At 53.4% G+C, this 12,293-nt stretch carries 7 protein-coding genes; 5 read left to right on the forward strand and 2 right to left on the reverse strand.

From position 1 onward, the window contains the following. Positions 1-15: 15 nt before the first annotated feature. The 5 genes from flgM to J1778_RS12810 all read left to right on the forward strand — a co-directional run bounded on the left by flgM (position 16) and on the right by J1778_RS12810 (position 7,601). A complete protein-coding gene (gene flgM, locus J1778_RS12790) occupies positions 16-315 on the forward strand; it encodes a flagellar biosynthesis anti-sigma factor FlgM (protein WP_217173495.1) in 300 nt (99 codons plus the stop codon). Between the two features lie 23 nt (positions 316-338). Further along, positions 339-782 (forward strand): flagella synthesis protein FlgN, encoded by a 444-nt coding sequence (locus J1778_RS12795; RefSeq protein ID WP_238484699.1) that lies wholly within the window; start codon positions 339-341, stop codon positions 780-782. A 241-nt stretch (positions 783-1,023) separates the two neighbouring features. Then, positions 1,024-2,493 carry an SrfA family protein gene (locus J1778_RS12800; RefSeq protein ID WP_217173497.1) on the forward strand — a complete coding sequence of 490 codons (1,470 nt, stop codon included), beginning with the start codon at positions 1,024-1,026 and terminating at the stop codon, positions 2,491-2,493. 3 nt (positions 2,494-2,496) lie between these two features. After that, a complete protein-coding gene (locus J1778_RS12805) occupies positions 2,497-5,469 on the forward strand; it encodes a virulence factor SrfB (protein ID WP_217173498.1) in 2,973 nt (990 codons plus the stop codon). Then, a complete protein-coding gene (locus tag J1778_RS12810) occupies positions 5,466-7,601 on the forward strand; it encodes a virulence factor SrfC family protein (RefSeq protein ID WP_217173499.1) in 2,136 nt (711 codons plus the stop codon). Before J1778_RS12805 ends, J1778_RS12810 begins: the two co-directional genes overlap by 4 nt. Positions 7,602-7,617: 16 nt before the next feature. On the opposite strand, the gene J1778_RS12815 is transcribed toward J1778_RS12810, so the two are convergent. Both J1778_RS12815 and J1778_RS24795 read right to left on the reverse strand, forming a co-directional pair. Further along, positions 7,618-11,211 carry an ATP-binding protein gene (locus J1778_RS12815; protein ID WP_217173500.1) on the reverse strand — a complete coding sequence of 1,198 codons (3,594 nt, stop codon included), beginning with the start codon at positions 11,209-11,211 and terminating at the stop codon, positions 7,618-7,620. Continuing rightward, positions 11,212-11,829, reverse strand: a complete 618-nt coding sequence (locus tag J1778_RS24795) for a response regulator transcription factor (protein ID WP_217173501.1) — start codon at positions 11,827-11,829, stop codon at positions 11,212-11,214. Between the last annotated feature and the right edge of the window lie 464 nt (positions 11,830-12,293).

Raw genomic sequence — 12,293 nt, forward strand, 5'->3', positions numbered from 1 at the left:
ATGTAGAGGAACACCATGAGCATCGACCGGACAATTCAACCTCTTTCAGTACCCGCTGTGAATGTGCAACAGCAGGATTTAAAAATGCGTCCGAAAGCCGCGGATATCAGCGCGGCGCCGGTTGCGGCCAGCGAAACCTCAGGTACGCAAATTAAGCTGAGTAAAGTGACGCAGGCCATTCAGGCAGACAGCTCACAGGATGTTGACTACGACCGTCTTGCTAAAATTCGCGCAGCCATGGATGCCGGTGAATTACAACTTGATACCGACCAGATTGCCAATGCGCTGGTCGAAGACATCTTTCAACTCTCATAAGTTCTGATAAGACATTAATGAAAATGGAAAACTTACGTTCGGTTCTGCTAAAAATTCAAGATTCTCTGGGTGAGCTGGAGGCTATTCTTGTCGAGGAAGCAAACCAGTTAAGGCGGACGCAGATTAATCCTGTTTCCCTGCAAATTGTATCCGACAGCAAAAGTCAGTTACTGGCGACGATCAGTCATTATGATGACCTGCGTAAGCAAATTGAAAAGCCGTTACATCTTTCTGCGCCTTATCATCAGAACGCAAGATTTGCATTGCTGTGGAAAAATATCACCAAAAAAGTCAGCACGTCTAACGAGCTGAATAAAAAGATTTATGATTTGCTCGAAATGCATATTCAGAAAACCGAAAGCATAAAAAAACTGGTGAATAACGCGGGCGCGCCCACCTCACTTTATGGTCAGGAAGGTCAGTCTGCGACGCCTGCATCAGGAAAGGTTTATAACATCAGCGTGTAACGGGATTATTAAAAGCATTAACAAATTAATAATATAAGTTATCTAAAAAAGCGTTCTAAATAAACCACCCTTGTTGTCTATTTTAGCTTCCTGTCGCGGGAAGCTTTTTTTTGTCTTTCCCATCTCCGTAATAAGCGTCACTTCTGTTCGTTCTTCGGCCAATTTGTTTATCATTATTTCATCCCGAAAGCCGCTAAAATAGCCAGCGTAAAAATATGCGGAATTTTAAACAGGGTGTGAAGTGGCAAATCTAATACTGCGCAGTGGATATCTGGACGATTACAATGCGCTGGGTGAAAACGGTCAGACAATATTTGAAAGCGCGATACAAATTCGCGAAACATTACGTCTGCGTAAACAACTGATCCTTCTCGATTGCCTGGCGATCCCTCAGCACAATGAAGCCGAAGATAAAGTGGACTGGTACGCGCCGCACGAAGGCGTTATTACTCAGTGGGCTAACGCCAGCGGGAAACAACGCGAACACGCCCTGCGGTATCTGGAAAATTGCCTGACCAGCGCCAGTGTGCTGAGCAAAAGCTGCCTGCTGGCGGAAAAAACCTCCGTGCGGTTATTTGGTTCACTGCTGGCCCGGGTGATGCAGTTTCCCGCCAGTCAGCATGTCTATCTGGTTGACGATAAACCGGTGATCACTTTCTGGGGATTTACCCGTCTTAACCATGCTCAACAGGATGATCCCCTCGATTGCCTGCGTGAAATCGCGACACCTGTCGTGGCCGAAATCGCGGCAGAACAGGAGCCCGTTATCCCGCCGGTGGCTGAAAAACCGGATACTGTCACACCAGAAACGCCCCCTCCCCTGGTCGAAAAATCTCTGATCAATAAGCCTCTGGTTATTGAGGCTTCCGATCCGCTGCCCGCAACCGCGCCCGAGCCTGAAGATGAAAAATTTGCTGATCCGCAGCCGGTCGTCGTCACGCTCTCATCGCCTTCTGCACCGCCGTCAGAACCCGCTGTCACTGTGCAGGCTGAGCCCGCCGCACTGCCCCAAAAAACCAGACTGCTGTGGCGCAGCCTGATGCTCAAAATTGCCTTTGTGGGCATCCTGTTTATCGGCCTGCCCGTCGCCTGGCCGTATATCGCCGCCATGATGCCGTCGCTGGTGGTGACGCCTTATCGCGCCGGATCCACGGAAAACAACGTGCCTGCAAATATCGCCGAACCGGTGACCGACACGCCAAAAATCCTGGTGGCCGCTCAGCTTCCGGTTCAGCCTGCCGTGGTGGTTGCGCCGCCTGCGCCAGCGGTGAAAGAAGAGTCAGTGAAAGAGCCCGTCGTGGAAAAAGCGCAGGAACCGGTCATCGATAAAAATGCACTGGTGCTGCCTGCTGATGAGGTTAAAGCGGGTTCGACTGCCTTTATGAATGGCCGCTGGAAGGCGAGCATCAACGTCAATAATCCGCTGACCAGTACACCGCCGGGCCTGCGTTATCAGATCAAAAATAGCGAAGGCACCATCAGCATTACCCGCAACAATAATATCGTCTGTAAAGCTGACGTTTATCTCGGGCTGATGCAGTCAGGCAATTTGCTGATCAAGAGCCGCACCAAAGCGAAATGCAGCGATGACACCCGTTATCAGGTGCCGGAAATCACCTGCAAACAGCCGCTCAGCGGCGCGGCCCAATGCACCGGCCGTTATGAAGACAACACCGTCGTTCCGATGACGCTTTTGAGAGTGGGTAAATAATTCATGCTGGCAACCCTTATCGACTTCAAACCGGCCGTTACGCTCATCCAGAACAGCAGTGTGCAGTTTCTGGATTTCGGCCTGAATCCGGTGGGCGCAAGCCCGCATGCGGGTCGCTTTGTGCGCCACAGCGTTAATGGCCCGCTGCTGCGTCTCAGCTACGATACGCTGTCTGAACGCTTCACCCTGCCCGCTGAAAACGGCGGTGAGCCGGAACTTGTCCGTCCGGAGATGACGGTTTCTCTGGAACATTCTTTGCAGGTGATGGACAACGTCTGGCTGCCGCTGCCTTTTATGCGTTTCAGCCCGCCGCGCGTATTCACCAACAGCCCTGCGAACTGGGCGCGTGTGCAGATTAAGCGCCTGCCAGCGCCGGATGAGGCCGGTAACACCGTCCGTTTGTGTATTGCGTTCGACACCAAAGTTCACGCAGATGACAGCGCCACCGCGCAGCTGGCTCTCACCGCCCGTGATGTGCGTGACGGCAGCCGTTTTGCACTGGCGTGGCACAATCATGAGATCCGTGAGTTTCTGGACGAGACCTGGGTCGACGGCTGGTTGCGTGAAGTGTTTGTTCACTATGCCACGCACAAAGAAACGCGCAGCGCGGGCGATATCAGTAGCGCCATGAAAGCCTTCGAGTATCAGGCACACTTCCTCAATATTCTCGAAATGCTCGGTACCCAGCTGATGATCCCGGAAGTTCAGATCGTCACGGAAACCCTGAGCAATGCGCCCGTTCCGGTGGATCTGATCCTTGATGTAGGTAACACGCATACCTGCGGCGTGATCCTTGAAGATCACGGCCCGAAAAATGCCGGATTACAGCAGAGCGCCGAACTGCATATCCGTTCACTGACGGAGCCGCAGCTCATCAGCGAACCGCTGTTCACCAGCCGTCTGGAATTCAATGAAGCCAAATTTGGCAAACACCATTTTTCAGTTGAAAGTGGCCGCGATGAAGCGTTCGTCTGGCCGTCTTTTGCCCGCGTCGGCGATGAAGCACGCCAGCTGGCAACGCGCCGTCTGGGAACCGAAGGTGCCAGTGGCATTTCCAGTCCGCGCCGCTATCTGTGGGATGATGCCCCGTCAGATCAGGCGTGGCGCTTCAGTCAGCTGACGGGTAAAACGCCGCGTGAGCCTCGTGCCATCGCGTTACCGCTGATGAATCTGATGAATGATGACGGGCAGCCTTTGTACCGCCTGCCACCGGAAGAGCGTCTGCCGGTGTTTTCACCCAACTACAGCCGCAGTTCGCTGATGACGATCATGTTGTGCGAGCTGCTGGCTCAGGCGCTGGCGCAAATCAACAGCGTCGGCCACCGTCAGAGCATGGGGCTGACGCATGCACCGCGCCAGTTGCGCGATATTGTCCTGACGCTGCCTTCTGCCATGCCCAAACAGGAGCGGGAGATTTTCCGCCAGCGGGTGGAGGAAGCGGTAAAACTGGTCTGGAAATCCCTCGGCTGGCAGCCAAAAGATGACGATATGCTGCCCGGTTCCGGCAGCCGTGCCACCGTGGTTCCTTTACCAAAAGTACAAATGGAATGGGACGAAGCCACCTGCGGCCAGCTGGTCTGGTTGTATAACGAAGTCATCAATAATTATGCCGGTCATGCGGAGGTGTTTTTCCAAAGCCTTGCGCGTCCTGACCGGCAGCTCGCCGGCGATGAACCTCAGGGACGCACCCTGCGTGTGGCGTCTGTGGATATCGGCGGCGGCACCACGGATATGGCAATCACCCAGTACCAGCTGGACGACGGTGCGGGAAGCAATGTCAAAATCACGCCAAATCTGCTGTTCCGTGAAGGGTTCAAAATTGCCGGTGACGACATTCTTCTGGACGTGATCCGCCACTGTATTCTTCCGGCACTGGAAAATACCCTGCAAAAAGCCGGTGTGACCGATGCCGCGCGCGTCATGAATAAACTGTTCGGCGATGCCGCCCTCGACGGAAGTCGTGCCACGCTGCGCCAGCAGGTCACCTTGCAGCTGTTTATTCCTCTCGGTCACGCCATTCTCGCCAGCTGGGAAAACAGCGATCCGCATGATCACGGCGCGCTGTTTGAAGGCCGGTTCGGTGAGCTGATCCCCCGGCAACCGACGCAGAACGTCATCAACTATATCCATCAGACGATACAACCGCTGCTGCCCGCGGACGCGCAGCCTTTTGATGTGCTGGATGTCCCGCTGCTGGTGAAGCTGGCATCGCTCAAAGAAGCCCTGCTCACCGGGCGCTTCAGCCTGACTGCCCCGCTGCAGTCATTGTGCGAAGTGATCAACCATTACTGCTGTGATGTCCTGCTGGTCACCGGTCGCCCTTCCTGTTTTCCGGGTGTTCAGGCGTTACTGCGTTATCAGCAGCCGGTACCGGTCAACCGTATTGTCTGGCTGGACAGTTATCAGATCCACGAACGCTTTCCTTTTGGTCAGCAGGGACGGGTGGTGAATCCAAAATCCACCGCGGCGCTGGGTGCAATGCTTTGCAGTCTGGCGATGGATTTACGCCTGCCGGGTTTCAACTTTAAAAGCGCTGATATACAGGCTTATTCCACCATCCGCTATCTGGGCGTGTTAGAGGGTAATCAGACCCTGAATGCAGAAAACGTCTGGTATGCGCAGGTGGATCTTGACTGCCCGACAGCGCGGCTGGATGACAACCTGAGTTTCCCGGTGCGTGGCGATATTTGTCTGGGGTTCCGCCAGCTGGCTGATGCACGCTGGCCGGCCACGCCGCTGTATCAGCTGAAAATCAACACTCCGGCGCTGGCAAAGCGCATTGCAGGAGACGGCATTTTGCAGGTGCAGCTGCAATATGATCAGCAAAACGGCGGCTTCTCTCTGGCGCACGCCACAATGCAGGACGGCAGCCCGCTGCCGGAAGGGGCGGTAAGCCTGAAACTGAATACTCTCGCCAGCAGTTACAACGGCGAAAATCACTATTGGATCGACAGCGGGAGCGTATACCTAAAATGAGCCAGTCAGACGCCATGATTAATCAACTCACTGGATGGGTAAACGACACCCGCGCGCATTCCCCGCGGCTGGATCGGGAAGCTGACGGGCTGCTGGCGCGGCTAATGCCATTACAGCAGCGCCAGCAACAGATCGTTTCTCTGAAGGATGCCCCGCTGACGCTGGGGTTATACGGAAGCTCCGTTGCCGGTAAACACCACATGCTCAAAATGATTGCCGCCGCAGGGAGTGATGAGATTTACGTGCAGCTGGGTGAAAACACGCTCGACTATCTGCGTCATATTAATCCCGATAATCTCCCGCCTTCGATGGCCGTTCGTTTCACCGATGTTGTGACACAGAGGGTGGAAAATTTTCCGCTGCTGCTGACACTGTTTTGCGAAAGTGAACTGGCAAAGCGGCTGATACGTCAGTATCAGGCTTCCCGCCAGCCGCGTATCCTGTCCCGCAGCGCCATCACTGCCAGACTGAATGAGCTGAAACTGCGCCGCCAGCCGCGTGAAGTTCCGGGCATGACCTGCGGAGAATTTTCATCGGTCGTCCGCTGTTATCATCAGTCGGTTCGCAGCGCTTATCATCTGGATGATGCGCTGGTCTGGCAGATGGCCGAACTGGCTCCCTGGCTGGATCTGGCCGACCGGGCAATATTGCTTTCCACCCTGTGGGGAGAACACCCGGCACTGAGTTCGCAGTGGCAGCAGCAGGCGCGCAGGTTACAGAATTTAGGTGGAGTGACACAGGTTCTGGCGCCGCTCAGTCTGCTCGTCGACAATATGCTGCTGCCAAATCCCGGTTTCCTGGTTCCCGCGGCGGAAAATACCGGAGAGCTGAACAACGACGTGATTGTCTGCCCGTTGCGTGATGAAAATAATCTGACACGTCTGAGCATCCCGCAGCAGGATCTGGTCAGCCTGTGTGCCGAAATCACTTTCACACTGAGCCAGCCTTCTTCACTGACCGGCGTCGATATTCTGGACATCCCCGCAGGACAACTCCCCCGCTATCAGGCATGCCTGCAACCCGATACGGTGCTCATCTGTAACTCAGTCTCCGAAAGCCAGAGTCTGAGCCCGGTGGCACGAATGCTGGAAAATTGGGTGGAGGAAACTCAGCCACAGACACAGAGCGCACTGCCGCGTCTGGTATGGGCCATCACGCCTTTCGACCTGCGCTTTACCCGTGGCAATCACACCGACGCCGCCGTGCAGCGTTATATCACGCAATCGGGAAAACGCTGGGGGACATTACAGGCGCTCGATCAGCGCGATATCGCTTGTCTGAACGAATGGCTGTCGGCGGCAATCAACGACGTATCGAGAGAGGACCGTATTCGCGCCTTGCAGGAGAATCTGCATCAGCGGATTGCCGCGCAGTTCCGCCGGTTCATTTCGCCGGAAAATGAGCAACCGGGTCAGCGCACTGAAATGATGATCCGCGCCCTGCAATCTCAGGCGGCAAAACAGGGTGACCTGATTGACCGTCTGATGTTGCCACGCGCCGCGCTTTATCAGTGCTGGCAACAACAGCAGCAGAAAAATACCGGGCAGCATTCTGCGCTGATGATGAGTGTCGATTTGTTTGACGACGCGGACGCGGCCCCCGATACAGCGCATCAGCAGGACAGCTTTGCGGCAGACGTTTTCGCCCTGTGGGTAAATCATCTGACTCAGCTTGGGCACCATCAGGCTACTGCCGGTGCCGCCGGACTGGATACCGCTCAGCTTCAGACACTGTGCGACACGCTGATCACCACGGCTTACCGCCTCGGTCTGGCTGATACGCTGGAAACGACGCTGGCGCAACAGAATGGCGATGCCGCAATGGCGGTCACTCAGGCGGGTAATGTATTAAATGATTTTGTCAGCTGGCTGGGTTACAACCAGGTGGATGTCGGGCTGCGCCCGCAAAGCCGTATTAATAAGGGCACACCGATTTTTGCGCCTGCTCCTCAGGCCTGTGCCGGCATGCGCCTGGATAGCCTCGGTGATAACGTGATACAGGGCAATGCCCGATACATTTTCGACTGGCTGGTCGCCCTGCTGACCCGCGCAGCAGAAAATACACAATGGGACATGGCTGACGGGCTGGATGAAAAACAGCGAAGTTCACTGCGCCGGTTGCTGACGGCATAAATCAGCAGCACCGTTTCTAGCTCATGTGCCTTTTCAGTCTGGCTGACAATGATTCCAGGGCGGCGAGCAACTCACTGACGGCATCGTCGTAATTTTCCTCATTCTCACTCACAATTTCCAACGTATCGCAGGCATCAATGACGGCCTGCGCGTTGATCACCTCAGCGCCGCCGCGGATGCGGTGAGCAATGGCCGCCAGCGCCTGACTATCGCCCGAGGCTGACGCGGTCTGAAGTTGCTGCGTGTCTTTATGAATACCGGAAATAAATGTCTGTAAAAGAGGGTGAAGTTTAGCGGGATCGTTATTTGTCAGCGTGACCAGCCCGCTTAAATCCACTTCATTTTCATCGCCAGAGGGTACGTCTTCGGGTTCAATTTGAGTCTCAAAAAGAGCGGCCAGCATCGCCAGTGTCACGGGTTTAAACAGACACTTATCCATTCCGGCATCAAGACATTTTTGCCGTTCCTCATTGACGGCACTGGCCGTTAATCCGATGATTTTTACCGGCAACTTACCCTGTTTGCTTTCTTGCTGACGTATCCGGCGCGTCAGTTCATAGCCATCCATCACCGGCATACTACAGTCAGTGATCACGAAGTCGACATCTCCGCGTCGCCACGCAGCCAGCCCTTCGCTGCCGTCAGCGGCCGCAGTCACGTGATGCCCCAGTGAGTTCAGCTGGAAAGTCAGCACTTCCCGGTTAGCCGCGTAATCATCGACAATCAGCACCCGCCGCGATGCCTGAATTTCTGTGACGGTCGTTGGCAGGCTTTCGGATTGTGGCAGCGCACTGCGCTGCAATGGCAATATCACGACCGCCGAAGTGCCCTGTCCTGGCTGGCTTTTAAGCATCAGCGTCCCGCCCATCATTTCACTCAACGTTTTGCAGATGAGCAGACCCAGCCCCGAGCTTTGCTGAGAGGACAGTTTATTATTGGACGCCCGTGAGAAGCGGGAGAAAAGTTTCTGACAGTCTTCGTTTGAAATTCCGATACCGGTATCGGTAATCGTTATTGTCAGTTGCAGGCGCTCTGCGCTTTCCACATGGGCAGTCGCACTGACAGTGATTTTGCCCTGTTCGGTGAATTTCAGTGCATTACTGAGCAGGTTGGAGATGATTTGTTTAAATCTCAGAGGATCTATCAGTACCCCATAATCGAGCGTTCCGGTGATGTCTGTACTGAATTCCAGCCCCTTGCGTCGCGCCAGCGCCCCGAATAACCGGCACAGGGAGGAGATCAACTGGCCAAGATTTTCCGCCTGTTCGTTCAGCGAAAGGTAGCCGCTTTCGGCACGTTCTATATCGAGAACATCCCCTATCAGCGCCAGTAAACCCTGCGCTTCGCCGGACGCAATATTCAGGGAATATTTATCAACAATGCCTGCATCGGCTTTTTTAACCGCCAGTTCCAGCATTCCGATAATGACGTTCATCGGCGTGCGGATTTCGTGACTCATGGTGGTCAGGAAAGTTGATTTCGCTTCGCTGGCCTGCACGGCCTGGTCTTTATCGGTCTGTAAACGCTCCATACGTTTGTGACGTTCGCTGATGTCATACCAGCCGCCGATGACGCCGATAATCTCGCCCTTTCCGGTCCGGTAGGGCATGATCCAGTGGTGAATAATGCGGTAATCATTTTGGGCGAGCCGCAGGATCCGGTCACTGATAATGCTTTCTCCCGTTTCAATCACCTGCAGGTACGTTTCCTCAAGTTCTTCGACCCATCCTTCGTTCATATCCTGCATATCAAACATCGTTTTACCCAGAACCGCATCCTCTGGAATATTCAGTTGCTGATAGTAACTGGTATTGCACAACAGCAATTTACCGTTGCAGTCACGCACGTAGATAGGGAGCGGCGTTCCATCAATCAGGTCCCTCATGAAAGTCAGCTGATCGTTAAGCTTTGATTCGGCCTTATCCCGCTGCTTTATCAGATTACGCAGCCAGTAAACCCAAATCAGCAGGACGATGAGGAAAGCAAACAGAAACAGGAATCCGTACAGAAGTTGCTGGCGTTCCTTATTCCAGAAGTTTCGCTCAATCACCGTCTGGCCGCGCCAGTGATTGCCAAGTTCACTCATTTTCGCCGGAGGAATGGAGGCCAGGGCCTTACTGATAATGCCGGACAATTCCGGCCGGTTATCTGCCATCGCAATGCTCAGCCGGAGTGACTGGGTGGTAAAGACCGAGTCGATTTTGAACTGATTTTTGTAGAAGTTATCGATCATGAACACGGATTCAGCCAGTGAAACCACGACGATGTCGACCTTATTGGCACTGAGCAGACGAAAAGCCTCCACGGCCCCCTCACTGATCACCGGTATCATCTGCGGATATTCATCTTTAATCGTGTTCAGAATCGGATCTTTCTCCACGACCGCAGCACGCAAAGGTTTATCACCCAGTGCATCAATATTGATATTGCTGTTTAAGCGACTGGAAACCACATAGCTGTCGCGATAAAAAGTAGGCGAATAACGGATGCCCGGCGGTGGCGGTTGCAGGTTATCTGTCGCCATCACTGCAAGGTCAACCGTTCCCTTTTCCAGCAAACTTCTTGCCTCTGCGCCAGTCAGTACTTTGTGCCATATCAGCCGTATACCGGCGATTATAGCCACTTCTTTCAGTACATCCGCATTGATCCCGTAGGGCTCGCCGTCTGCCGCAAAAAAAGAGTAGGGTTCATTGATGTCCTCCAGCGCAACCCGTAAAACCCGATGGTTATCGCGCCACTCCAGCTCTTTTTCATCGAAAAGTACGGGATTGTCTTTATCAATCATTTGCGACTTCACTCCCCAGTGAGCAAGGATTTGCTGACGCTGCCCGGGTGTGACGGCATGAATGACGGCATTCATTAATGGTAAAAGGGTTTTGTTAGCGTGGTTAAGAGCAAAAGCGAACTGCGTCTTTGGCAGGCTGGCCCGGCGTTCAATAGTAATGTTATTGAAAACACGCCGGCCCGAAAGAAATTCAGCACTGATGTTGTCGCCAAGGAAGAGATCATTTTGTCCGAAGGACACTGACCCCATCGCACTGAAGTTGGAGGGATACATTTTCAGCTTAATGTCGGGATAGGCTTCCACTATCCATTGTGGAGGCAAATAGTTGTACACCATGGCCACAGAAAGACCGTTGAGGCTGTCACTGTGATTTTCAGGAATGTCGGTACGTCTGGCGAAGACCGGATTGTCTTCAGCGTAAGATTCAGATAAAACGAGGTTTTTGTCTATCTGGTCGAAACCATTCGCTGTCCCGAGGAAGTCGACCTCATTGTTTGCCAGCGCAGCCATCGCCTCCTGGCGCGTACCAAAAATTTTCACCGTCACCGGGATGTGCAGCGCGGTGGAGATCAGTGAAGCATAGTCGGCGGTGATACCAATATAATCATTTTCAAAATTGATGATATCGAAAGGCGGGTAGCCCGGTTCGGTAATCCCCATCGTGAGCAGCCCTTTCTGCTGCAACCACTGTTGCTGCTCGTTGCTGAGTGAAACAACAGGGACAGGGCCTTTATATTGCCCGTGCAGTGTGGCGGTATAAACTCCGGCAGCCATTGCCTGTGTGCAGAGCAATAAGCTTAAGATTATCCAGCCAAATATACGCATTTACGTCTTCTCATAACGGCTGGCTACGTCAGCCAGTTCGAGTAAGTTGCTGACATTTAACTTCGTATATAACCGGGTTTTATAGGTGCTGATCGTCTTCTCGCTCAGTGACAATGTTTCGGCGATTTCTTTGTTGCTCAGACCGTTGATGAGATATTTCATCACCAGCATTTCACGGTGCGACAGACGGGCCAGTTTCTCCGTATCCGCCATCGTATTTTCACCGGTTGCGGGAGAGACTTGCGGAAATAATGAATAACCCGACATGACGGCTTTGATGACGTCCGTCAGCATCGAAAGATTATCGTTCTTTGACACATAACCTGACGCCCCCGCCTGGATACAAGGCAACGTGAACTGCTCGCTGTTTTGGGAGGTCAGCACGACGATTTTGCAGGCGTTTTTACGCTCGCGTAAGTGGCGGATCACCTCCAGTCCGCCCAGTCCGGGAATGCCTAAATCCAGCACCAGCAAATCAGGTTGCAGTGACTCGCATTGCTGTAAAGCCTCAATACCGTTGTCGCACTCAGCGACAACCTGAAATCCAGCATTGATGACCAGCATTCTGACCGTTGCCAGAATGAAAGGATGGTCATCAACAATAATTGCTTTACGCACTTTGTAACCTCAAACCGGTTTCAAAAAGGATAAACAGAGCAAAATCGCAAAGAATCAGAGAGATTACTCAATGAATATTAGCAGGGGTTTTCATATCAGGAAGGAGGCTAATCCGGGGATCAGGAAACAGCGTGAACGCCTGTACACTCATCAAAACGCGACCCTTCATTCCGAAACGGGAAACCGGGATCCGTTGAACGATAGCGGCCACTGATGCCGGCCTTTGACCCGATGAAAAACCCGTGCAGCCACGCCATTTTACGCTGCCAGCAGGATTCTGTGTACATCTCACTTCAGGTAACTTAACGCAATCGTTACATTCTCACGCTGAACAAGGCTTAGAAGGCGTCACTGTGACAGGGGATTGCCGGCAGGCTTCGCGATGTGGCTCAACATAACCTGATCAGCCGCAGGAAACCGTTACCGGGGAAAAGAGGTGACGGGCCCGCTGTAACGGACCCGCA

The sequence above is a fragment of the Rahnella bonaserana genome, from assembly GCF_019049675.1.
In the GTDB taxonomy this organism is placed as follows: domain Bacteria; phylum Pseudomonadota; class Gammaproteobacteria; order Enterobacterales; family Enterobacteriaceae; genus Rahnella; species Rahnella bonaserana.

What these genes read in the sequence shown, in the direction of transcription:
- flgM (WP_217173495.1), top strand. Translation starts at nt 16, where the DNA reads ATGAGCATCGACCGGACAATTCAACCTCTTTCAGTACCCGCTGTGAAT.
- J1778_RS12795 (WP_238484699.1), top strand. Translation starts at nt 339, where the DNA reads ATGGAAAACTTACGTTCGGTTCTGCTAAAAATTCAAGATTCTCTGGGT.
- J1778_RS12805 (WP_217173498.1), top strand. Translation starts at nt 2,497, where the DNA reads ATGCTGGCAACCCTTATCGACTTCAAACCGGCCGTTACGCTCATCCAG.
- J1778_RS12810 (WP_217173499.1), top strand. Translation starts at nt 5,466, where the DNA reads ATGAGCCAGTCAGACGCCATGATTAATCAACTCACTGGATGGGTAAAC.
- J1778_RS12815 (WP_217173500.1), bottom strand. Translation starts at nt 11,211, where the DNA reads ATGCGTATATTTGGCTGGATAATCTTAAGCTTATTGCTCTGCACACAG.